Source organism: Tistlia consotensis USBA 355 (assembly GCF_900177295.1).
Classification (GTDB): domain Bacteria; phylum Pseudomonadota; class Alphaproteobacteria; order Kiloniellales; family DSM-21159; genus Tistlia; species Tistlia consotensis.
In genome coordinates this window covers 110,854-133,082 of the sequence record NZ_FWZX01000018.1, presented here as the reverse complement: position 1 = coordinate 133,082, position 22,229 = coordinate 110,854, and the positions used below count along the sequence as shown (strand labels likewise).

General features: G+C 66.2%; 20 protein-coding genes. 8 read left to right on the top strand and 12 right to left on the bottom strand.

Annotation, left to right across the window (positions count from 1 at the left end):
• The 3 genes from B9O00_RS32600 to B9O00_RS19985 all read right to left on the bottom strand — a co-directional run.
• Positions 1-238, bottom strand: a 238-nt coding sequence (locus tag B9O00_RS32600; RefSeq protein ID WP_200808585.1) for a transposase, incomplete at its 3' end; no start/stop codon positions are given.
• A 356-nt stretch (positions 239-594) separates the two neighbouring features.
• Positions 595-1,509, bottom strand: coding sequence for an ArdC family protein (locus tag B9O00_RS19990; RefSeq protein ID WP_085124496.1), 915 nt, complete (start codon positions 1,507-1,509; stop codon positions 595-597).
• Positions 1,510-1,585: 76 nt separating this feature from the next.
• The gene (locus B9O00_RS19985; RefSeq protein ID WP_085124495.1) at positions 1,586-1,897 is read right to left on the bottom strand and encodes a DUF736 domain-containing protein; all 312 of its coding nucleotides are present in this window, start codon (positions 1,895-1,897) and stop codon (positions 1,586-1,588) included.
• 426 nt (positions 1,898-2,323) lie between these two features.
• Between B9O00_RS19985 and B9O00_RS19980 the strand changes: the two genes are divergently transcribed.
• On the top strand, positions 2,324-3,037 hold the full coding sequence (locus B9O00_RS19980) for an antitoxin Xre/MbcA/ParS toxin-binding domain-containing protein (protein ID WP_085124494.1): 714 nt from the start codon (positions 2,324-2,326) through the stop codon (positions 3,035-3,037).
• A gap of 541 nt (positions 3,038-3,578) precedes the next feature.
• On the opposite strand, the gene B9O00_RS32595 is transcribed toward B9O00_RS19980, so the two are convergent.
• The 4 genes from B9O00_RS32595 to B9O00_RS19970 all read right to left on the bottom strand — a co-directional run bounded on the left by B9O00_RS32595 (position 3,579) and on the right by B9O00_RS19970 (position 9,107).
• Positions 3,579-4,757: a hypothetical protein gene (locus tag B9O00_RS32595; RefSeq protein ID WP_143596293.1), complete on the bottom strand. Its 1,179-nt coding sequence runs from the start codon at positions 4,755-4,757 to the stop codon at positions 3,579-3,581.
• Between the two features lie 101 nt (positions 4,758-4,858).
• Positions 4,859-5,380, bottom strand: a complete 522-nt coding sequence (locus B9O00_RS19975; protein WP_085124493.1) for a DUF6650 family protein — start codon at positions 5,378-5,380, stop codon at positions 4,859-4,861.
• 527 nt (positions 5,381-5,907) lie between these two features.
• A complete protein-coding gene (locus B9O00_RS32590; RefSeq protein WP_143596292.1) occupies positions 5,908-6,360 on the bottom strand; it encodes a hypothetical protein in 453 nt (150 codons plus the stop codon).
• Positions 6,361-7,097: 737 nt separating this feature from the next.
• On the bottom strand, positions 7,098-9,107 hold the full coding sequence (locus B9O00_RS19970; RefSeq protein WP_085124492.1) for a ParB/RepB/Spo0J family partition protein: 2,010 nt from the start codon (positions 9,105-9,107) through the stop codon (positions 7,098-7,100).
• Positions 9,108-9,586: 479 nt separating this feature from the next.
• Between B9O00_RS19970 and B9O00_RS19965 the strand changes: the two genes are divergently transcribed.
• Entirely contained in the window at positions 9,587-10,321 is a 735-nt protein-coding gene (locus tag B9O00_RS19965) for a hypothetical protein (protein WP_085124491.1), read from the top strand.
• Between the two features lie 20 nt (positions 10,322-10,341).
• Here the strand turns inward: B9O00_RS19965 and B9O00_RS19960 are convergent, their stop codons facing one another.
• Genes B9O00_RS19960 through B9O00_RS19940 form a run of 5 tightly spaced genes read right to left on the bottom strand, consistent with a single transcriptional unit; the run spans position 10,342 to position 17,656 of the window.
• Positions 10,342-11,121: a DUF6339 family protein gene (locus tag B9O00_RS19960; protein WP_143596291.1), complete on the bottom strand. Its 780-nt coding sequence runs from the start codon at positions 11,119-11,121 to the stop codon at positions 10,342-10,344.
• Positions 11,114-12,013 (bottom strand): hypothetical protein, encoded by a 900-nt coding sequence (locus tag B9O00_RS19955; RefSeq protein ID WP_085124489.1) that lies wholly within the window; start codon positions 12,011-12,013, stop codon positions 11,114-11,116. The genes B9O00_RS19960 and B9O00_RS19955 overlap by 8 nt, the downstream gene beginning before the upstream one ends.
• Positions 12,010-13,749 (bottom strand): hypothetical protein, encoded by a 1,740-nt coding sequence (locus tag B9O00_RS19950; RefSeq protein WP_143596290.1) that lies wholly within the window; start codon positions 13,747-13,749, stop codon positions 12,010-12,012. The genes B9O00_RS19955 and B9O00_RS19950 overlap by 4 nt, the downstream gene beginning before the upstream one ends.
• Positions 13,750-13,805: 56 nt before the next feature.
• The gene (locus tag B9O00_RS19945) at positions 13,806-14,819 is read right to left on the bottom strand and encodes a PD-(D/E)XK motif protein (RefSeq protein WP_085124487.1); all 1,014 of its coding nucleotides are present in this window, start codon (positions 14,817-14,819) and stop codon (positions 13,806-13,808) included.
• Positions 14,816-17,656 (bottom strand): Z1 domain-containing protein, encoded by a 2,841-nt coding sequence (locus B9O00_RS19940; RefSeq protein ID WP_159460273.1) that lies wholly within the window; start codon positions 17,654-17,656, stop codon positions 14,816-14,818. Before B9O00_RS19940 ends, B9O00_RS19945 begins: the two co-directional genes overlap by 4 nt.
• A gap of 189 nt (positions 17,657-17,845) precedes the next feature.
• Between B9O00_RS19940 and B9O00_RS32585 the strand changes: the two genes are divergently transcribed.
• The 6 genes from B9O00_RS32585 to B9O00_RS19915 all read left to right on the top strand — a co-directional run bounded on the left by B9O00_RS32585 (position 17,846) and on the right by B9O00_RS19915 (position 22,226).
• Complete coding sequence (locus B9O00_RS32585; RefSeq protein WP_143596289.1) at positions 17,846-18,028, top strand: hypothetical protein; 183 nt, start codon at positions 17,846-17,848, stop codon at positions 18,026-18,028.
• Entirely contained in the window at positions 18,025-19,539 is a 1,515-nt protein-coding gene (locus tag B9O00_RS19935) for a DNA cytosine methyltransferase (RefSeq protein ID WP_218822897.1), read from the top strand. The genes B9O00_RS32585 and B9O00_RS19935 overlap by 4 nt, the downstream gene beginning before the upstream one ends.
• Positions 19,536-20,084: a hypothetical protein gene (locus B9O00_RS19930; RefSeq protein ID WP_200808584.1), complete on the top strand. Its 549-nt coding sequence runs from the start codon at positions 19,536-19,538 to the stop codon at positions 20,082-20,084. The genes B9O00_RS19935 and B9O00_RS19930 overlap by 4 nt, the downstream gene beginning before the upstream one ends.
• A gap of 2 nt (positions 20,085-20,086) precedes the next feature.
• The gene (locus B9O00_RS19925) at positions 20,087-20,584 is read left to right on the top strand and encodes a very short patch repair endonuclease (RefSeq protein ID WP_085124485.1); all 498 of its coding nucleotides are present in this window, start codon (positions 20,087-20,089) and stop codon (positions 20,582-20,584) included.
• A 672-nt stretch (positions 20,585-21,256) separates the two neighbouring features.
• A complete protein-coding gene (locus B9O00_RS33835) occupies positions 21,257-21,697 on the top strand; it encodes an MbcA/ParS/Xre antitoxin family protein (RefSeq protein ID WP_322111204.1) in 441 nt (146 codons plus the stop codon).
• Positions 21,698-21,707: 10 nt separating this feature from the next.
• Complete coding sequence (locus B9O00_RS19915; RefSeq protein ID WP_085124484.1) at positions 21,708-22,226, top strand: RES family NAD+ phosphorylase; 519 nt, start codon at positions 21,708-21,710, stop codon at positions 22,224-22,226.
• The last annotated feature ends 3 nt before the right edge of the window (positions 22,227-22,229 follow it).

Below are 22,229 nucleotides of genomic sequence, written 5' to 3'. Positions count from 1 at the left end.
CCAGATGCCCCTTCCGCAGCTTCTTGCGCCAGTCGTAAATCTGCCAGCGCGTCACCCCGTGCTTGCGCGCCACCTCGGCGACCCGGGCATCCGGCAGCAGGCTCTCCGCCACGATCCGCGCCTTATCCGCCTCCGTGCGTTGTCGGCGCCCCGTCGGACCCGAGAGAACCTCCAGCCGGCCCGCATAGCCTTCCTTTGAGACGCCCAAAGGGCCGCCCATTTTGCCGTCTCGTTCCACGCAGACACCTCCGTCCAAAGCGGAGGGGTCTTCGCACGATCAGGTCAGGCTGGCCAGGAGGGGGTTAAGTGAGCGCTTACATCCTATCGCCGAAAATTCGAACAGCAAATGCTGAGCGGCCGGATCACGACATTTGGTGCAGGGGACGCGGATTGCCGGAGGATGGCCGTTGTGTGGCTTGGCGCTGACGCACTGAGCGTACGGACTAAGCGGTGTTGGTACCGTCGCGGCGCAAGTTGTTTAGGTTTCCTCGTTGGCCCAATTTTGATACTCGGCCCAGTCACCGGAGCGGCCTCTTGGTGAACTCAATCAGAGTCTGTCTCGCGGTCTTTTGCTTCGAACCGTTGGCGGGCCGCTTAGGCGGCTCGCACCTGCCCCGACGGCTGCAGCCTGTGCAGGAAGTCGACCGCGCGCTGCGCGTGGGCGGCGGCGCTGAAGACGAAGCGCTTGTCGTTCTTCAAGACGTCGAGCCAGGAGCCGATGTAGGCGGCGTGGTCTTCGCGCGGCTGCAGCTCGAGCCCCAGGTCGGCGCAGAGGAAGGCGGCGCCGAGTTCGGCCACGAGCTCCTCGCGGGCGTAGCCTTCGTCGCCCCAGCGCTTGCGGCCGAGATCGCGGTCGAGCCGCGACGGATGACGCGTCCAATGGGTCATCTCATGCGCGAGGGTGGCGTAGTAGCTCTCCGGATCGACGAAGGACTCGAAGCGGGGCATCTGCAGATAGTCGGGCTCGATGGCGTAGTAGGCGCTGTCGCCGCCCTGGCGGACGTCGGCCCCGGCCGCCGCGAAGAACGCGTCCGCGTGGCCGATCTGGCGGGCGAGGTCGAGCTGCGGCGTCTCCGGCTGTGAGAAGTGGGACGGCAGTCCGTCGATCTGCTCGACGTTGAAGACGGTGTAGGCCTTCAGGAACGGGATCTGGCGCTCGACGTCCTGGCCGTTGTCGTCGGTCTCGGTGCGGGTGAAGCGGTTGGCGTAGACGACGGTTGATCCGGTCTCGCCCTTGCGGACGCGCCCGCCGAGCTCGGCCGCCTGGCGGAAGGTCATCCAGATCGGCGCCGTGTAGCCGCGGGTGACGGCCTCCGACCAGAGCAGCACGACATTGATGCCGGAGTACCGCTGGAGGTTGTGGCGGAGCGGCCGGCCGACCGGTCCGGCGGCGTGGCGGGCGGACCAAGGCTTGGTCCAGGTGCGCACGCCGCGTTCGAGGTCTTCGATGATCTTGTCGGTGACGCGGGCGTAGAGGTCGGGGCGAGTGGAAGCGATGGGGCGCGGCATGGCGGCCTCCCGAGGAACTGAAGCTGTTGGTGGGAGCGGCGCCCCGCCGGGTGCGGCGGGGCGCGCCTGCGGTGGGTCAGTCGGCGTTGCGGCTGCGGGACCAGATCAGGGCGTAGCCGTCTTCGGCGTCGACCAGGCTGGCGTAGATCGGGGCCGGGAAGCTCGGGTCGTCCAGCTTGACCGAGAGATAGTCGCGGTTCTCGCGGGAGGTCTTCTTCCAGGCGGCGCCGAACTCGGTCTGGCCGGCGAAGATGCGGAAGTCTGGGGCCTTGTCGTTGTCCTTCTCGGCCTTGCGAAGCTGGGCGGCCTTGACGTTGAGAGTGAGGGTCTTGATCGAGCCGGCGTAGTTGCCGTCGCCGTCTTTGTGGAAGGTGCCGATGGTCGCCATGTTGGTCTCTCCGTGCTGTTCCGGGCCGCGCCGTTCGCGGCCTCGATGGCGATCGGCCGACCGAGGGGCGATCGATCCGCACCCGCAGAGCGGGCCGGAGCGTCAGCGGAGGACGGCGGGACGGAGACTTTCTTGGCTCGCGAGGAATGGCGGCGGAGCCGGCAGGGGGAGAAAGTGGGAGGCCCGCCGTTGCGGGCAGTCGATCGGGCCCCGTTTCGGGGCCGGACCCCTCGGTCAGATCAGGCCATGAGAGGCCGCGAGGGCTCGGGCTGGCGGCTCAGGGGAGGCTTGGCGCCCCGTCGCCCGCGTCAAACAGATCGGCCAAGGCGTCGCTGGCTGATGCTCGAACCTCGGCGAACTTGGCCAACTTGCCGAACTTGACGAAATAGGCGGAAAGGCCCATCTTCCTTGTCGAAGGAGACTGCCATGGCCGGCGCCACACAGAAGAAGTCCGACCGCGCTCGCGGCGTGATGGTGCTCCGGGATGCTGCAAGCGGCCGCATCCTGACCCAGGAACGCGCCCTGCCCAAATCGTCGAAGGAGCTCGCGCTTTCCGGTCCGACGCTCGACGAGCTGATGACCCGCCCCACCGCGCTCAGGTCCGTGCTCGACGGGGTGGGCCGCGCCGTCCGCCAGGCCGAGGACACCCGGCGGCCCGTCAAGCTCACCATCCTGGTCCAGCCCGACCGGACCGCGCCCACCGTGGACGTCGAAGCCGCGCCCTTGCAGGGAGACGAGCTCGACCAGGCCCTGGCCGAAGCACGCGCGCGAGGCGCGGCCCGGGCGGCCGAGATCCTCGCCGGCCCCGACATGCTGTCGGCTGACGACTTCGCCCGGCTGATCGGCGTCACGCGGGAGGCTGTCAGGCAGAAGGCGACGCGCCGTGAGGCGCTCGGTCTCCAAGGCGCCAAGCGGGGCGTGCGCTATCCGGCCTGGCAGGTGACGCGGGACGGCGGCCTCTTGCCCGAGCTGCCACGGCTGTTCGCCGTGCTGGGCGACAGCCCCTGGGCGGTGTACCGGTTCCTGGTCCAGCCGCACCCGGCGTTCAAGGGCGCGTCGCCGCTGGAGACCTTGCGCGCCGGAGCTGCGAAGCTGGTGCTCGAAGCAGCCGAGGGGGTCGCCCGCGGCGATTTCGGCTGACGTGGCTGCTCGGCCGCCGAAGGGGTTTGCAACACGGCTGCTGGTGCTGCACACGCCGTCACGGTCGAGAAGCTGGCTGCGCCTCTACAGCGATGCTCACACCGATCCGTTGGGCTTCAGTCACGCCCCAGCCGGCTCAGCGATCCGCGCATCGGCGAACCTGGGGCCTTGCCCTGCGGCGTCAGCGAACCTGTTCGGGAGGCGGTCGTCCACATCATCTGGCCAGTCGTCGGCAAGCTTGGACCGGTTGCTACCTGCAGACTCGCAATCAGTGCGCTATAGAAGCCAACTTGAGCAGCGTCTTCTCGCCCTTCAGCGCCGCAAGCGCCGCCATCGCCTTGAAGGTCGGCGTGTGGCTCCGTCTCGTCATAGTCTCTCCTGAGCCGCAGCATCCTCGCCACCCTCAGAGAGAGACTCCACTTATCCCATCATCCAGAATCTCCGGACCGGCTCTGAGTCCGCACCAGCTACGGCGATCTAGAGGAACCGACTTCGGCAGGCAGCGTGCAACGCCCGCGTCGTCGGTACCGGTCATGGCGCACTAAGTCCGCAATTTGAGCAGTTCTCTCAACTGGTCCGTATTCTCCATCTTGGTGTATGGCTCGTCGCCTCCAATCGAAATGGCCCAATAGTCGCAGCGAAAGAAGGATATAACGGCATCTTTAAGAGCAACGATTTGAAGAGATGGACGAGGTGCCTGTGAAATCAATAGCAATACAGGATGTGATATCCCAAACAGATCATATATGTCTGCAGCGAATGTGGATGTTGTTATGATGATTCGCCAATTGGATTTGCTATCCTCATAGAAATTTTGTACAACTTCGCGTCTTACTGGTGCCATCTGAGAAAGAAACAGTACTTCAATAGATTGAAGTTCTCCTTCTGAAATGCGAGAGGCGCGAAGCGTAACGGAATAGCTATCGGAATCAGGGTACTGTCTACGCTGCGGTGGCTCGAAGTTAAATCTCTTGTCGATCCGATTAATTAGCAGATGCAGCATAGCGTTGGCTTGGCTGCTATCGAGATTGGCCGGCGTGAGGTCGTCAGGGTCTTCTAAGCCTGGGAAACCGCTTTCTAGTCCATAGAATCCCAGAATGTTCGCCTGGGTATCGGGATCTATTAGCTCAAAGCCGTCGACGGCGGTGAAGAACGGGTCAATGACACAGAGTGGAGGATCCCAAGCGTTCGTAACCTCGCGCGTAATCACTGATTTCCTTACGATCCGACGACCGCAGCTCGTCACTGAGACGCCGTCCGCATTTTGCCCTACTGGATTTCCACTGGAGCGGCTCACGCTCGAAATGAACGGTATGAAACACAGGTTGGGCCGTGTAGGGTCTGGGTACCTAAGATTGAACTCCTTCACCAATATTTCGATCCAATACCGCGTCTTTCGGATTGAATCCTTGTTACCGCCCCAGAGTTCGTCCAACAGAGTTTCAGTAGGTGTCTCCGGCGGCAGCGATGTTGCGTACCAGCCTGGTCCAAATGCCGCATCGCGCGACGAGTGGCTCTCGCGCCCGCTCCAGTTACGGCTCGCATAGGACGTCTTGTAAAACGTCTTGGAGGCAATAGTCTCTAGTAGGTTTAGGTACATCGCCGGCTTCATCGTAGAGTCAGCCGGAAGCGCTGCGCCGGTCGATGCGAACCAATTCCCTGCGGAGGCCGTCAACCCCTCTAGTCCAAGCTTATCAGTATAATGGAATACGGTGGGCATCTAGAAGCGGACCTCTTCTCGGCGGCGGGGATCGCCAGACGCACTTAAGTATATTTGCGGAAAAGAGAAGGAAGAACCAGCAAAGACCCCAGTAATTGAGACTACTGCTCTTGAACACTGTCGTCGAGAGCTGGAAGCACGCCAGCCAGGTCCCCCTCAATGTCAAACCCATAGTGGGCAGCAAGCAAGGCGACCTGAAAAGCGATGGTCGCGCGAAATTGACCAAGCGCCACGAAGAACCCTCCGGTGGTGCCTCTGCTTCGCGACGGGAGCCCGATTAGGTGGAAGTCGAGGCTGGAGTCATCGTGGTAGCGTCGACATGCGGCGCGGATCATCCGGAGAGGTGTCACAGCAAAGTCGTCCTCGGGGAGCTGTTGCAGCGTTTGGCTGCAAGCAAAGCGAATTTCGAGAATTGAGCGGTCAACTTGACCTCGGTCCTCGATCCACATGGGATTGTAGAGGACACGCCTGTCCTCCAGCGCGACGATGAACTTCCGTATGTGTTCTCGCTGGGACGGTCCTGGATCGGCCCACTGGATTCCGCCCAGCGGCGTCGAGACTCCCGTGATCCGTCGCGCGGTCTCAGCGGTTATCCGCCTTGCCCGCTTCATCGTCTTCTTCATCTCGCTGCCTGCAGGGATAGTCCATAGCGTGAGTTATCTCCCCAACCCTGGCCAAAGCCAACGGCGGGCGTATCCGGCGCAACACCAGTTTGAGCCGCCTACGTCGAAGTTCTTTCCCCAGGTGTCGCCCTGGACGGTAAGCGCTTCCGGCTTCGAGGCCTTCAGGAGGATGGGAATGCCCAGTTGCAGTGTGGCAACGGGACCATGGTTCTGCGCCCGACGGGATCATCTACCCGTCACGCTTGGATGCTGAAACGAACATGACGCTTTTCGACCGCGCGCCCGGGAAGCTGCGCGTGCGGTCGGTCGGGCCGCTGCTCGGCCGCCGCAGCGAACTGGCGGCCGTCATGCGCACTCTTGGGATTGCGATCACTTGAACCGCGGAACAAGTCATGCCGACCGCGCCGGCTTTTGACCGGTTCTTCGCCGAGGTGGAGATCGCGGAAGGGATCTGATTTCCGTTCAGACCCGTTGCGGCAGTGAAGGTGGTCCGCGTCCGACATGCCCCTTGGTGGCTGACGTGGACCTCATTGTCCCGCCTCCGCCTGAGTGTGGCACATGAAACGGTAGAAGAGATCGGCTTTGCGGCCGAGTTCAGTAGTTAAGTATCGGATATCAGCTTCACAGATCGTCAGGCCGTATAGGCCCTGACATGCGTCTATTGTTGCAAGCACCATCGATGATCCCCATGCTTTACCCCCATCCGCGTCATCAGCTTGCCGTTTTGCCTCCAGGTGCTCGTCAAACGCCTTGAACCACAGCTCCAGTAGTCTGTTGGCCTCCAGGGGGGAAATCACTACCTGATTTCCCGAAAGCCTCGGTCCTTCCTCCGTCCAATCGACATCGAAACCACGGAATTTCGGTCCTTGTCCGGCACTTACAGGTCCCGACCGTTTCTGCTGGGCGGCGGTTTGATAGGCAGCTCGAAGGTCGTTGCGCCAGACTCCATAGTCGCCGTCCACTTCCTCGCCGAAGAACACTCGTTCAATCTGGTCCAGCGTTCGCGGCAGATGTCTGCCGCTAGTCCAATGTCTGACGGCGCTTTCATCGAGTATCTTGCGGATTGCCCGAGCCAGTCTTCCGTACTCCCAGGGCAAACCGGCATCTGGGTGCCCAGGCGGGCGCGTCCCGTTCGCCATGTGCCACCGCAGAAGACCGCTGAAGCAGGTCCGAGCTTCACCGTAGGTCGTCACCGCAGCCCCCGCCTAACGATGCGTCAACAGGTTGCACCCACCGAGCAGAACATAAAATAGAGCGCACAGCCGGTGTTGCCGATAGAGGAGAGCCCGTCCGTCGCTTTTCTCGGCAAACGCTGTACGAAGGGCCACAGAAGCGAGCAAGCTGTATAGGACCGTTTCGGTCAAGTTCGCGAGGGTCGCACCTAACATCTGTATCTCCTCTGATAGGTTGACCCTCACATGAGGGAACCATCTTGGGCGGATCGCCATATGAGAGTTGGGAGAGATCGGAGTTGCGCCGAAATTCCTGCGGCTACCTTCTGACAGAGGATAATGTGTTGGTCGGCGGAGGCGTGGTCCGGCGTCGCCCAACCGCTCCCTGAAAACATCGGTGGGGCCGCTTCGGCGTCGATTGGGACGACGACATCGGCTCTGAATTCGGCCACAGCGCGCGACTCCAAACGCAACTGGTGCCCGCGCGCCTCGTGGCCCGCAGACGAACTTGAAGTCGTGGGGCCGCCGAAGCGGCCCCACCGAGGTCACTCCGCAGCAACCGAGAACGCCGCTTCGGAGGTGCTCGCAGGTGATTGAGGCTCAGGGCGATCAGTCCTCAAGAGCGGCGGAAGCCAGCCGGTTCCGGCCAGAAGGCCTTCGGCCGCCTGCGCCATGTCCGGCTTCTTCAGATCGGAAATCCGCTGGGCGGCGTCTTCCGACACCGCCTCGGCGACCGCCTCGGCGATCCGGGCCTTGGTGACGCGGCCGAGATAGCTCGCCGCCGTTGGCGTCCAGGTCGTGGTCATGTCGAGCTTCACGGCTTCGGCGAGCGCGTCGGCGTGAGCCCAGGCGCCGGGACGCCGGTTCATCGGCGAGCGGACGGCGTCGATGCTCAGCGAGGCGCAGTGGGCCAGGAGGTCCAACAGGTCCGAGCCCGAAAGGCCGCCGACCCAGGCCCAAAGGTCGCCCGCCTCGCGCGGCAGCCGTCCGGCCCAGGCCGCATGCCGCTCGGCGATGCGCCGTCCGGCGGGGCTGTCGCCGACGCCCGGCGCATGCCCGTCGAGATAGGCCGACGTCGCCTTGATCTCCAGACAGCTCGGCTGGTCGTAGGGCTGATAGAAGGCGCGCAGCGCCAGGACGTGGACCACGGCGGCCAGGGCCGTGTTCGGGTCCTGGGCCAGGGCGTCTCGCAGGCCGACCGTCCGGTAGGCGGTCAGCTCCAGGACGAGCCGTTCGGACAGCGGTGTCAGGCCGTCCGGCTCGCCGTCCTCATCGGCGGCCTGTTCGGCCGCCTCGCCGCCATCGCCCTCCGTGACACCGGCTTCACCGTCCGGCTCGCACTCCGGTTCCCGGCCGGGTTCAGGCGCAGGCTCGTCCTCCGGCCGGACGAAGCCCCTCTCGATGCGAGGCACGCCGTCCTGGCCGAGCAGGACGAACACGCCGCCCCTCGCGACCTCGTCCGGTTCGTAAGCCTGGGCTGCTTGGGAAAAGGCTTCGAGCGCCGCGTCGATCTCCTTGAACCGTGCTTCGATCTCGGGCGGCAGCTCCTCGACCGCATCCCACTCGCTGACCAGCGCATCGTATTCCTGCGTCAGCACCTCGGCGCGCGCCCGGTCCTCCGCCGATCGCTCCACGGGCCGGGGATAGACCCGCCGCAGGCCATGAGCATGCGGATAGTCGATGGACGCCTCGGCCCACTTCCAGCCTTCGCGCTCGCGGACCTCGGCGGCCAGGGCGCCGAGCTTCCCGGTCGCCAGCCGGTCGAGCAAGGCCGCGTCCTCGAACCAGCCGCCGCCGTCCTCGGTGAACAGGTCGCGTACGACCACGCCCCCGGCCTCGGCATAGGCTTCCGCCCCGACGAAGACCGCCCGGCGGTCGGCCGCCGGGACGTGCGCCTCCGTCATCATCCGCCGGATCAGGTGCGGGCTCTTGTTCCATGACAGCGCCTCCAGGACCTGCCGCTGGCGCGCATGGTCCTCGGTGACGGCGAAGGCCATCAGCTGGTCCAGCGTGAGGCCGCCGTCGCGATAGACCTGGATCAGCTCGGGACAGACGGCGCCGAGGCGCAGCCGCTGGCGAACCACGTGCGCCGACACCCCGAAGCGGGCGCCGATCTCCTCGGCCCCCAGTCCGCGCTCCTCCGCGAGGCGCCTGAACGCCTCGAACTGGTCGGCCGGGTGCATGTCCGAGCGGGTGACGTTCTCGTCGAGGCTGATCTCATGCGGATCGTTGGACAGGTCCACGACGCAACGGACGGGCTCGGTCTTCCTGATCTCCTTGCGCTTGGCGCGCAGCAGCAGCGCCAGCCGTCGGCCCTCGCCGATGGTGACGAGATACGAGCCGGTCGGCTGGCCGTCGCCGTCCAGCTCCGGCTCGACCACCGGCGCCTGCAGGAGGCCCTTGGCGGCGATGCTCGCCGCCAGCGCCTCCACGGCCGCCTCGGTGTGGGGCGTCCGGCGGGCGTTCCTGGGCGACTTCTTCAGCTTGCTGAGGGGGATGTCGATCACCGCGCGATCCTGCACGGCGGCTTCGGCGATCTCGGTCTTGGCAGTCATGGTCTTGCTCCTTGGGTTGGGGCGCAGAGCGCAATCCGCGCCTGCGGCCCTGCCCGTCGGCGAGACCGGGTGTGCAAGCGGAGCGAGCGGCTTCGCGGGGAACCGGCTGCAGGGCCCTCGAGGTCCTGCGCCAGTGTCAGCCCTGCGGAGGGGACCGAAGCTGGGCGGAAGGCGCTCCGAAGCGCGCGGAGGGCGGAGCCCTAAGCCACGAAGCGAAAGAGAAGGCTGCAAGGAGCCTGCGCGCCAGGCCGCGCCTGGCGCTGCACGGCGGGAAGCGCCGTCGAGCGGCCGGCGGCGCGAAGCGCCCGAAGGGGCGGACCCGCAGGAGCCGCGTCAGCGGCGGGACCGAGCACGCCCGCCGGCCGCTCTCCGAATCCGGGGCTCGGACGCAGGGGAAGGCATTCCCCTCGCTCAATCAGCCGCCGATACTGCAGATGGGAAGCCGTTACACATGTGAAACGATGCCGCGCGAGGAATCCATGACCGTCTTCGAGGTGCCGGATGGACTGACGGAGATCGGTCACGAGCTTCCCCTGGTGATGGAGATGATCGCGCGCACGGCCCGCTGGGTTCATCCCGACACGTTCCGGGCGCTGCCGGTCTGGTGTCCCGATACCGCCCGCGGACGGCCGCGTTATGACGCCACATGGAGCCGCGTGCTTGTGAGCGCCCGCGGTGTGGAGAAGGTCGAGGAGAACATCCGGGCGGGGACCGCTCTGGTGGAGGCTCTGGGCGTGAAGACGCGGCCGAAGCCGCGGAACTGGACGGTCTGCCATATCTGGGGGTACGACGACGATGCCTTCGCCGGCCGCAGTAACGTGGTCCAGGATCCGAGGTTCTACTCCTGCATCGGCAACATGGTCTGGCTTCCCACGCCCCTGAAGGGCTTCACGGACGCTGTGCCACAGATCAAAGAATGCCTGCGCGTCTGCGCGTTCCACCTTTATGGCTGGGCGTGCGAGCACGACGATGTCCGCGCCGGAGCGGCCAGGGTTCGCTCCGGGGCCATCCCGGAAGGGTATCCGGACACCTGGCCGACGGCAGCCCGGCGCTGTCTGCCCCCGGGCACTGCACCGTTCACGGAGCGAGTGAGCGCGTCGGTCGTCCGCCGCAAGGCGAGAATCCGCGCTCAGCTGGATGACGCCGGCCTTGTCCACTACGGCCGGGAAGACGTCCGCGCGGTACTGAGGTTCTGGCGGGTGGAACTTGGCTGATGCCAGCCATCTTGCCGGCGTCAGCCGGAAGCCTGTCCTGTCTGTGAGGCCGTTGCCGCCGCAGCTCTCTGGAAGTGCTCACCGACAGCGGCCGCAAGGTCCGCGTCGCCCAGCGCGCCGAAGCAGAGGACCTCATTGGTGATGCGCAGATTGCGGACGGCCTCGCGGGTCAGCGCCTCCATGGCGCTGGCGCCCACCTCCGCGGCGGTGCGGACCCACGCCTCGCCGATCGCGGCGGCCAGCTTCGGGTCCGCCCCGATCGACGGACGCTCTGTGATCTGAACCATCGCATCCTCGGTCAGCCGGTCGAGGAGCTCCCAGCGATCCTCCTCGCCGGGGCCACGGTCGAATACCCGCGCGCGCGACCACAGCCGCTGCAACGTGTTCCGACGCCCACCCAGGAAACGCTCCGGCGCGGCTCCTTCGAATCGCCAGAGGCAGACGTCGGGAACCAGCGCGATTGCGATCCAGCTCCAGACATCATCGCGAAGGGCTTCGGCCACCGGCAAGTAACCGCTTTCCAGGAGGAACGCCCCCATCCCGGCGTCGAAGCTGGCCCGGGAAACCTGCCCCGCAGGTCCGGGCCAGCCGCACGCGGCCGCCACGGCGCGGATATTATCACGCAACCGGTCGAGTTCGGCGTTCGTGCTTCGGCGTCCACCCGACGGCGCCCACGTTACGAAGGGTTCGGCGGCGGATCTCAGCGCGTCCGGATCAACGCCGGTCGAAATTCCGGGGTTGGCCAAGAGCCGGCGGGCGTGGACGGCGGCCAGCCGCGGAAAAAGGCGCACGTCAGCCACGGCCGGAAACCTGAGCCGCGGCCAGCGCGCTGAGGGCCGCCTCAAACCGGGCAGGTTCGCGCCGCGCCAGAATGCGCACCTCCTCGAGCGGTTCATCCGGGAACGCGAGCGTCAGCCACGACCCGAGCACGGCCCGGACCGACCCCGGCAGAGCATCTATGGGCGTAAAGTCGTGGTCCGCCAGGGCCTGACGCAAGAGCTGAGCCATCACCTGGCCGATGAGAAGCTGCAGGGTCGTCGCATCACCCTCTGAGACGCGCTCCATCAGCGCCGTCTGGTCAGCGTTGAGGAATAGCCGGACAGACCCGGTGAAGTCGTGGTCGAGGTCGTGGCCGGCATCAACATAAAACAACGCCGCCTCCGGCGGTCGCGGGACCAGATGACGGAAGCTGACCGCTTCGACCGGAAAACGCTGACCCGCCGGCTCCAGCGCGACATGCAGATCATCGCGCCACAGTCGCAGGCCAGGCCGGTCCGGTGAGAGCCGGCCTCGCTGCGATGGCGTCTTGGAAAGGATGACCTCCGTTGTCAGCAGCAGGGACTGGGACAGATCCGCACCGGTCAGTGCGAAGCTGACGTCCGCACGGACGCCGCTGGGAGCGACGGGCTCGCGCCAAACAAGTCGCCGGTCCCGAACCCCGCCCTGGCCACCGACACCGAACGTGACTGCCACATCTAGGCTGAGCTCATCCGGCGGAATCTGCAGTTGCGCTGCGGCTGCCGCGACATCGACCTCAAGCGTGCGCGTCAGGAGAAGATCGACCGCGTAGTCCCAGTGCTCAAGCTGATCCCCTAGGACCGTCGCCTGGTCTCCCGGGCGGGTGACGAGCCAGGCGCCCTGGCGGATCGCGCCATCGGCAAGCCGCAGAAACGGGTAGGCGACGGCGCTCACGCGTCCGGTTCCCCGACCGCGATCGCCACCCCGACAGCTGAAAGACGCGGAACCGCGATACTGAGGCTGCAATCCAACGACGCCCCGGGAGCCAGCGGCAGCGTGTCACCGGTCGCCAGCGTCCGCCCGTCGGCGTCCGTCCAGGCGATGACCCGCGCGAGGTCGCCATTCGGTCCGGCGTTCTCACCGGACAGAACTCCATCGAGCACCAGTCCAGGCCGCGCCTCCAGCCTGAGCGCGACCAGCCCCAGGTTGGCAGCCCTGACCCGGAAGACCGCTTCAACGCCCCCCGGACCTTCGCGCAGTCCGATGAATTCCGGATCGCGTACCTGCCAGCCGCGCGTGCGGTGGCCGCCGCTGCCGCCCGGTCGGCTGGGCGCGCGCGTGTCGGGAACGAGCGCTCCCAGCATGTCGGCGGCGCGGGCCAGGGACGCGCCGGCACCCGACCCGTCGGTCCTGATCGCGGGCGGCGCGGCCCAGAGCGCAGCCGCCTTCCTGATCTCCCGCAGCGCCACATTGACGTAGGTCTTCGCCGGCCCCTTCGGCATCGCCTCCGGATCCCAGTCGTCATGCGCGGGCGGTTCAGCCAGGGCGAAGGCGGCTTCGACGTCCGGCGCATCGTCGCAGATGAAGACGCCCGCCCACTCCTGAAGCTCGTTCGGGAAGGCGGGTCCCTCGAAGTAGCGGACCACCAGCTCGACCGGGCGCATAACGGCAATATGCGCCGACGTCTGGGGTATGATCGTGCGCCCGGACGCAGTCAGCGGGAGACGGGGATTGCGCAGCCCAGTGCGCAGGCAGATCGCCCCGAGACGTCGGATAGGTCGTTCAGAGCGGACCTCCCTTGCGCCGAGGCCTCCAGTCTTGATGGCCCGCCAGGCTTCGGCGAACAGATCGAGAGGCGGGAACTGTTCGGGGTCGGGAACCGGCAGCGGCTCCCCTTCCACCTCGACCACACAGACCATCCGCCGGACGCCGGCCACGGCGACCATTCTCGGCCAGAAGAACCAGAGCAGGGCTTCGACGATCTCGCCGCCGCTGGACTTGAGATCGTCGTCCTGAAGATCCGGGTCGAGCACCATAATGCTCGTGCCGGTCTGGCCGTCCGGCCGCGAGGGCAATCCCAGCGCTGCAGCCAGTTGGGCGGCGCCGTCCCCGCAGACCGGCTCCACCAGATCCTCAGTCTCGCTGGACGGCACGCCCCACCAGTGACGGCCGGTCAGGCGACCCTGGCCGAGTTCGACGGTGTCACCGAGATGGCAACCGATCAGCCGACGCTCGCCGGCCTCGGTCAGGGAGTCGACGATGATCGTTGCGCAGCGGCTGGCCCGGTAAAGGATACTCTTACCGTAGCCATACGTGCCGCCGCCCTGGGCGACATCACGCGAGACCCCGATGTTGCGGACGAAGTCCACGAAGTCATTGCACACGCCACTGAACGACCGGTCCGCCCGGGTCGGCCCGCCGAGCCCGCGAGTGCCAAAATCGCAGATCTCCAAGACGAGTGGAGCCGGCTGCGCAAGCGCCCCAGCGAGGCGTTGCGAACTCTCTGAGGGCGGAGGCAGCTCACCGGTGGCCTGGCACAGAGCGTCGCGCTCCTCGGCGCCCAGTCGCCGCAGCCGCACTACGAAGCGGAGCTGTCCCGGGCCGGCGACCGCGTCGCAGCTGTTCTGACCAGCCTCCCGCAGCAGGGTCTGAAGGAGAGGCAGATGTGGCGCGCCGAGCAGCCGGCGCACACCGCCGCCCTCGATGCCCCCAGTCGGAGCAAAACGCTCAGACCCGAGACGGAGCGTCACAGACATTGCGCGATGCGGCGCGTGAGTTCGCCCGCCTCCCCGTCGCTGAGGCGGAATTCGAGTGCGGCCCCGAGGTCCACGACATACCTGAAACCGGAAACGCCCACCGGTAGCGAGCCGCCCTCGAAGTCGTCCGGCACCAGCCGCGGGAAGCCCGGCCGCACCGCATACAGCTCCGCGGTGAGAGCCGAGAAGCGCCAGGCGAGCCAGGCGTCCCCGGCGGCGACATCGTAACCGGCTCCCAGCAGCAGGCTGGCCAGGCCTTCGACGTCGTCCGCCAGCTGCAGCACGCGGTGGACGAGCGCAGGGACTGTGAGATCGCCGGCCGGGTCGGGCTCGAAGGCCAGCCAGTAGACGAATAGCTCGCCACCGGGCGGCTCCAGCAGCTGGTCGAGCGCCGAAACGGTCATGGTCCGACCCGCCCCACGGACGGTTGCTTTCACCTCAATGGCGATCGCGCCGGCGCGGAAGTCATGCCGTGCCCCTTCCGGTCCCTTCCACGCCCGCCAGGCGCCCGGTGAGGCGGTGAGCAGACGGCTCAGAACGTTCAGTTCGCCCAGCAGGCCGATCGCGGCCTCGAGCGTGATCTCGTCCGGCCGGGCGCGGAGAAGCAGGGTCCGGAAGTCGCGGACCGCGCCCTCGACCGCCACGTCCGGCCGATCGCCCGACTGTAGCCGGCCCAGAGTCTCGGCTACCAGGGCGCGGAAGACATCCTCCAGCGCAGGCTCGCGACACGCCAGATCGATGAACCGGACCGCGCGCCCGTCGGCGGTCAGCAGGCTGTCGCGGAGTCCGAGCCCGCGGCTCTCCACAATCCGGGGGAACGGCGCGCCGGGCGCAATCGGCAGCAGGAGGCGGGCCTGGCCGTCCTGCCCCAGGGCCAGCCGGGCGGGTCCCTGATCCGTGCGCACCGGAAGCGCGAGCGAGGGAATGCCGAGCTCCTGGGAAGCGGCCGTGGTCTCCTCGCGCAGCCTCGACCAGGCGAGCGCGGAGAGGTCTGCGACGCTCAAACTTCACCCTCCGCCTCGGGCATATCAGCCGCGACGTCTTCGGTCTCGTCTGCGTCCTCCTGCGGTAGACGCACACGGACATAGCTGCGCCGCTGTCCGCGCTCCGGAAGGATCAGCCCGACGCCAAGGACGTCGGCCACGGCGTCGAGCGCCGTACGGTAGTGGGTGTCCTTGGCGGGCTCCGACAGACGGTCGATCGCATAGAGCAGCAGAAGCGGCGTACGGTCGCCGATCTCCCGCTGGCGGACGCGCTTGACGCTGTTCCAGTCCGTAGCGGGCGTTGCGGTCGTAACGTCCATGAGCACGTCCCGCCGGGACATCAGCGCCTTGATGTCAGCCGCGCCGTCCGCCCGCTCGATGTTCAGGCGAGCGCGCCGGACGAGCGAGACGGGACCCAGGCCACCGAGCGGCTGGCCGGACGGAAGGGCGTTGCGGGGTTCGACGACGCCGATGTTCCAGGTCTGGAACGGCGCGTCGGCTCGGGCGGCCTCTGATTCGATGTAGCTGAGCAGAGCCGCGGAGAAGCTGTCCTTCGCCGAAGCCTGGTAGGCGCGCAGAAACTCCAGCGCAACGTCGAGCGGAACGCCGCGGATGAGACGTCCGCCTGTGACGGCTTCGACGGGCGCGCTACGTAGCGCACGGTCGATCATCCGGGCGCCTGCAGCCCAGTTGTCGCGCAACAGCGCCGCGTTGCGGTGCTGAAAGCGGATGGTCTGGAGGTGCTCTCCGGAGAAGCTGATGTCGCAGGCCTCGGCGGCGATCATTTTGGCGGCCGAGGTAATAGTCATGCCGGGAATTTGACGGATCCGCACCGCGAAATCGGCTGGGGTCAGGTCCTGTTCGCGGTAGACCGCCATGTCGGCGCGGATCTCCGCCTCTACCGTCGCGAGATCGCGGAAAGCCTCCTCAAGATCGGGGGTCATCCAGATTCGAGGCAGGTCCTCATAGCCGGGGCGATAGCCGAACCAGCGGCCCATCTGGAGCAGGGTGTCGTACTGGCTGGAGCTGCGGACGAAGAGGCTTACAGTCAGCCCCTCGATCGTCAGGCCGCGGGCCAGCACCGAGCCGCCGACCACGATGAACTTACGGGGCCCGCTGGTGAAGTCGAGGCGCGTGTCGCTGGCGCTGTTCTCGACCACCACTTCGAGATCCGCCAGCACATCGCCCAACAGCGGCCGGATCTCAGCATACGACGGCGTGACCCGGCCGAAAGGCTCAGGATCGACCCGCGCGGTCTCCGCGAGCCACAGGCGCTCAAGACGGTCGTGGATCTGCGGCGACGCAAGCTCAGCCTTGAACTCACCAATCCAGGTGCGGATGACATCGGCAAGACGATGGTGAGTGCTGGTGTAGACGGTCGTGTGCACCAGCATCGAGCAGTGCTGGTCGCGCTGACCGCGCAGGTAGCGGCACGCGGTCGAAAGCACGAAGTAGCGCAGCGCCCGTCGCAGAGAGGGCGTCATCTGAGGCTCGAAGGCATGCCTTCCGCGCGCCGAGGCTGGGCGCAAGAAGGTGACCTCCTTCGTCCTGACCGTTCGGATCATGTCCAGCCCACGCTCGTCGGGCTGTTCCTGATCGGCGTCGATCGGATCTCGGCCGAACAGGCTCTCCGGACCAAAGTAGTCGTCCGGGAGCGGCAGCGCAGTGATGAAGTCCTCCGGATAGAGGTCGTCCAGACCGCCGGCCGGCTTCTCAGGATTGATCAGCACGTTTGCAAACGGGGTGGCGGTGTATCCCACGTACTGGGCCCGCGGCAGCAGCGCGAGCAAGGTGCGGATCAGCTGGTTGATCTGGGTGATGTTGAACTGGCCGCCGGCGTTAACGCTGGCCTGGTCGCATTCGTCATCGATGATCAGCACCGGAAGACGCTCGCGGTGCGCGGGGATGGTTTTCTCGATGGTTTTGATGAGCTGCCGCAGCGGGGTGACGTTCTTCTTCACCACCGCAACCTGGGCCTGCTCGGTAACCACGAACCAGCGGTTGGCCGGGGTGCGGAAATCGCCGGTGGTGTCGTCAGTGGTATGCAAGAGCCAGCTGTGGCGGTGCCGCTTCAGAAGATCGTCCTCCAGACGCCGCTGCGTCTGCCGCCGCAGGGCGTTGGTCAGGCCGGCGAGGACGATGATGAACCGGTATCCGGCGTCGACCGCCTTGGCGATCGTCGCCGTCATGTTGGCAGTCTTGCCGCTCTGGACGTAACCGACGACGAGACCGCGCCCCCGGAAGGTCGACTGGGCCGGATTCTCCAGCAGGGACACCACCTCGGTTGAGCTGCGGTCGATGGAGGCAACGGCCTCGGCCTTCCACCCCTTCCGCGTAAGGAGATAGGCTTCGAGGGCGGGCCAGTGCAGCGCGCCGGGCGCTCCGCCGGAGTACCACTGCGGCCGGCGGGGTTTCCGCAGCGAGAGGGTCCCGAGGAACTCGACCGGACGGGCCAAGGCTTCCTTGATCTGTTCGCGCGCCGCCGCCCAGTTCGCCTCCTGCTGTGCATCGAGCGATGCGCCCAGCATGTTCTCGAAGCTTGCGCGCGCTTCCGCGGCGGCTGTCTCCAGATCGTGACCGGCAGCCTGTTCCTTGCGGATCATGCGGATCCATGCCGTCACCTGGCTGCTGTCGGCGGCCGGGACGACCCGCGTCGCGGAGGCTTCGTCCAGAATGTTCGAGACCGTGACCTCGAAATGGGCCGCGAGCGCACGTACCAGCTCCAGCCCGGGATTGCGGGCGGCGCCGCGCTCGAGATCAGAGATGTGCGCCTTGGACGCGCCCACGGCGTCAGCGGTCTGCTGGAGGGACTCGCCGCGCGCTCGGCGAAGATCGCGAAGTCGGTCGGCGAATGCCAAAAGCGTTGTCTCCAATGGCCAAGTTCACCTCAACGATCGGTCATGTAAGATCATACCGACGTTCCGTCAACCGTTCGGTCATATGTACACAGCGTTCACCGCAAGCAACCTCGGAGGCCGCAAAAATGCACACTTGTGTTGACCGGGGGTTGCTCATCAGCGACTGTGGGCGGAACAAAAGGTGATTCGATGAGCGGACCCGTGCGCGTTCAGGTGCTGATGAGGCCTGACGAGGCTCGTCGTTTCGAGCGCTATTGCGATATGCGGGGCCATAAGAAGTCGACGCTGATCGCGCGGCTGATCCGCGAATACCTGGAACGGGAAGGCTACGGCGCTCCAGAGCGACGCCCTATTGAGGACGGTGCGCGGTGAAGGACGTAGCGCAGACGTTGCACCGAAAGATCGATCGCCTTCGGGCGGGTAGCCAGCCCCGTGTGCTTGACCTCTTTTCGGGATGTGGGGGTCTTTCGCTAGGCTTCAAAGCCGCAGGATACGAGGTCGCCGCAGCCGTCGAGTTTGATCCGGACGCCGCCCGTTCCCACGGCGCCAACTTCCATCCACGTGATGCGCGTCATGCGGTAGCGCGCGACATTACAAAAACACCGCCAGCGGCGCTTGCGGAGGCGCTCGGACTTGGGGATGTGGCGCAGGCCTTCGACGTGCTGGTCGGCGGCCCTCCGTGTCAGGCGTTCGCCCGCGTGGGGCGCTCGAAACTCCGCGAGGTTGCCGAGCATCCGGAAGCCTTCCGCCATGACGCGCGCGCGCGGCTCTATATCGAGTACCTCCGTTACGTGGAGGCGTGCGCGCCCGTAGCCGTGGTGATGGAAAACGTCCCCGACATGCTGAACCATGGGGGGCATAATCTCGCCGAGGAGATCGCCGAGGTCCTCGCTGCGAAGGGCTACGTCTGTCGCTACTCGCTTCTGAACGCAGCCTTCTACGGCGTACCTCAAATGCGCGAGCGGATGATCCTCATCGCCATCCACAAGGATGCGGCGGCCGAAGTCAGGATTCCTGCGCCCACCCACTGGATAGAGTTACCATCGGGCTACAGCGGTACGCGGGCGGTCGCTCTGAAGCTGCTCGGGGGTCAAGCGGACGCTCGCGGCGCGCACCACTATTGCGAGGCGCCATCTGCTTCGAAAGACCTGCCGCCGGCCGTGACAGCCGAAGCGGCGATCGCAGACCTTCCTCCGATCTTCGCACGAGAGGCGCTGGCGGCAGGAACCCTGCGGAGGGGCCGGCGCGGCTTCGACGTGGCGGTCCCCTATCCGGCCACCGATCGCCCGAACGCATACGTCTCTCTGATGCGGACCTGGGCTGGCTACGAGGGGGGAGCCGCAATCTACGACCATGTTATCCGGTACCTGCCCCGAGACTATCAGATCTTCGCCGGGTTGCAGCCGGGCGATCAGTACCCTGAAGCCCATCGTTACGCGCTGTCACTCCTTGAGGCGCGTGTCGCCGAGCGCCGGCTGGCAGGCGAGGCCCTCCCGGAAGGATCGGACGAGTGGGTGGAGCTCAAGGCTCGTATCGTGCCGCCGTATGACTCGAGCAAGTTTCCGAACAAGTGGCGGAAGATGGAACGCGATGGCCCTGCCCGCACGCTCCTCGCGCACCTTGGAAAGGATGGCTACAGCCACATTCACTACGACAGTGATCAGGCCCGCCCGATATCGGTCCGGGAGGCCGCGCGACTGCAGTCATTCCCGGATGGCTTCGTGTTCAAGGGCACCATGAACCCGGCGTTCCGCCAGATAGGCAACGCGGTCCCGCCGCTCCTCGCCAAGCAGATCGGCCTGAGCCTCAAGACGCAACTGGTCGCGCAGGACGCCGCCGAGGACGAAGACACCCACAGAACGGTTGGAGCGGGAACCAGGTGAGCAATTCTTCCGGGCTTATCATCGTCCGGTCGCTGACCGACTCGGACATGGGGTTGTTCTCCGCGCATCGTCGGGCCACCACGAGCAAACAGCGTGCGATCGCGCTCACGGCGCCGGCGGCAGAACAGCTCCTTCATCCGGATATCGTCCGGGACAAAGGGGCGGAGTTCGATTGCATCTGCCTCTACGGGCCGGTGAACAACCGTGAACAGCGGCGGATCAACAAGGGGGGCAAGAACTGGCGTCTTGGTGGTCGCCAGCTTGAGGGCGAGATCTTCGCTGGCCTCGATAGCAAAGACTTTGCCCTCATCCGGTCCGTCCGCCACAACGATGGTTCCACACCAATCCTTCTGACCTTCGTTGGCCGGCGCTCGCAGCGCCTGATTCAGGCTGGTCTTGCAGCGACACTCGACGGAGCGCTGCAGCAGAGCGTTGCCATCTTCCACGACAATTCGCCCGAGTTTGAGACCCTGGCCGAGCTGTTTCCGCCCGTACCTGCGCGAGTAGCCATCCAGCGACCTCTTCAGCAGGCAGCTTTCATCTGAAGATGGACAAGCAGGCGGGCTCACCGGGGTCTGATGTGCACTCGCCGGAGCGCCGCAGCTTCAATATGAGTCGCATCCGTGGCCGCGACACCAAGCCGGAGATGCTGGTCAGGCGCGGCCTCCACGCTCGCGGGTTTCGATTCCGACTGCACGCGCAAGACCTGCCCGGACGGCCCGATCTGGTGTTCCCTCGGCGCCGTGCAGTGATTTTGATCCACGGCTGCTTCTGGCACGGCCACGATTGCCCGATGTTCCGCATTCCGGCGACGCGCGCAGATTTCTGGAAGACCAAGATAGAGGCAAACCGGGCGCGAGACGCCCGCGCAGCCGAGGCGCTGAGCCTAGCCGGCTGGCGGCAACTTACGATCTGGGAGTGCGCCCTGCGCGGTCCCGCCCGCAGGGAGGTTTCGCAAACGCTGGACGCCTGCGAGCGTTTCCTTTCCGGGAGCACCTCTCGCCTCGAAGTCACCGGTGCATGGGAGGCGAGAGCCAACCGGTGATGCAGCCGAATCCGTCATCCGGGCATGCGATAGATCTGGGCAGCCCCAGTGACGTTCTCGGAGACATCTGAAGAATCCGGAGTGGTATTGAGGGGGCGGCAGTTCGCCGCGTGGCTTGCTGGGTGCCCGTGACGCACCCAACGCAATCCCGCCCACGGTCCGACGTTCCACGCATCAGCGGCGCTGAACGGTCGGGAGCAAGTCACCATGGCCCGGGGTTTGAAGTCGCAAATCGAGACCTCAAGGACTTCGCCCCAACGGTAGCTTAGGCGAAGCAGGTCGGCGGACGGCGCGTGACGGCGGTGTCGCGGCGGGAATCGGGGGCTGGACGGATCGGGTGCGCGCGAACGGATAGGAAAGAAAAGTGGAACAGGCGTGTACAAGTTCTGTACACGCGGACATCTAACCGATTGAAAAGATTAGTGTCTCTCTCCAGTCCATCATCGGCGCGACGGAGAGGCGGCGGTCGGGCGGTGCGGGCAGGGCGGTCTCGGTCATGACGCCCCTATGTGCCGCCGTCCGCCCGGATTTTCCAGTCCTGCGGCGCACGGCCGGAGCCTCCGGAGAGGAGCGGCGGCCGGCCCGCAATCCGGCAGGCCTCCTCGATCCGCGCTTGCGCCCCGTCCTTGCAATCAGGCGCTCTGGACTATATTTTTACCGCAATATCGGTCAATGGAGCGGCAGATGACGCAAGCAGCGAAGGCGACCCGAGGCCCGGCGCGCGTGGGCAGGATCGTCCGCCATATCGCGACCGGCCGGTTCTCGATCGCCAGCCTGATGGACGAGCGCGGCACTGTGAAGGTCGACGAGGTGGCAGAGACTTTCAGCATGTCCAAGGCTCAGCTTGCCGACACCGCAGGCCTCGGCCGCGAGGTCTTCCAGAAGGCCAGCCGCCGCAACGGGCCCAAGGCTCAGAGCCGCGTGCGCGAGATGCTGGAGATCATCAACCTCGTCCAGGGCTGGGCGGGCGGCGCGACGCAGGCGATGGCCTGGTACCGGGCTGAGCCGATCCCGGCCTTCGGCGGGCGCACCGCCGAGGCCCTGGTGAAGTCGGGCCAGGCGACCGCCGTGCGCGACTACCTCGACCATCTGGCGACCGGCGGCTACGCCTGAGGCGCGCCCCGTGCGGTTCAGGGGCGAGGCGTTCCGGGCGCACGACCCGAACTGGTCGTGGACGCCGCTCTCGGGCGCCGGCGCGGCGCTGAAGGGCCGCCGCTTCAACTGGCCGGGGCTGGAGACGCTCTACCTCTCCCTGAGCCTCAAGACCGCCTTCCGCGAGGTCTCGGCCGGCTTCGCCCACCGCCTGACGCCCTATGTGCTGTGCAGCTACGACGTCGATTGCGACGACGTTGCCGACCTGCGCAGCGATGCCGGCCGCGCCGAGCACGGCGTCGCGCTGGACCATCTGGCCTGCGCCTGGGGCGATGCCCTCGTCGCCGGCCGCGAGCCGGCCTCGTGGACCGTGGTCCGCGGCCTGATGGACGAGGGTCATGCCGGCATCCTCGTCCCCAGCTTCGCCAACGGCGCGACGGCCGACGATCAGAACCTCGTCCTATGGCGATGGGGCCCAGACCTGCCCCACAAGGTTGCGGTCTACGACCCGACCGGAAAGCTGCCGAAGAACCAGCTGTCTTGGACCTAGGCG

Excerpts from the sequence above, each read along its gene's own strand:
- B9O00_RS19965 (WP_085124491.1), top strand. The coding sequence starts at position 9,587 with ATGACCGTCTTCGAGGTGCCGGATGGACTGACGGAGATCGGTCACGAG.
- B9O00_RS19980 (WP_085124494.1), top strand. The coding sequence starts at position 2,324 with ATGGCCGGCGCCACACAGAAGAAGTCCGACCGCGCTCGCGGCGTGATG.
- B9O00_RS33835 (WP_322111204.1), top strand. The coding sequence starts at position 21,257 with ATGGAGCGGCAGATGACGCAAGCAGCGAAGGCGACCCGAGGCCCGGCG.
- B9O00_RS32585 (WP_143596289.1), top strand. The coding sequence starts at position 17,846 with ATGAGCGGACCCGTGCGCGTTCAGGTGCTGATGAGGCCTGACGAGGCT.
- B9O00_RS19990 (WP_085124496.1), bottom strand. The coding sequence starts at position 1,509 with ATGCCGCGCCCCATCGCTTCCACTCGCCCCGACCTCTACGCCCGCGTC.
- B9O00_RS32595 (WP_143596293.1), bottom strand. The coding sequence starts at position 4,757 with ATGCCCACCGTATTCCATTATACTGATAAGCTTGGACTAGAGGGGTTG.
- B9O00_RS19985 (WP_085124495.1), bottom strand. The coding sequence starts at position 1,897 with ATGGCGACCATCGGCACCTTCCACAAAGACGGCGACGGCAACTACGCC.
- B9O00_RS19925 (WP_085124485.1), top strand. The coding sequence starts at position 20,087 with ATGGACAAGCAGGCGGGCTCACCGGGGTCTGATGTGCACTCGCCGGAG.
- B9O00_RS19975 (WP_085124493.1), bottom strand. The coding sequence starts at position 5,380 with ATGAAGAAGACGATGAAGCGGGCAAGGCGGATAACCGCTGAGACCGCG.
- B9O00_RS19970 (WP_085124492.1), bottom strand. The coding sequence starts at position 9,107 with ATGACTGCCAAGACCGAGATCGCCGAAGCCGCCGTGCAGGATCGCGCG.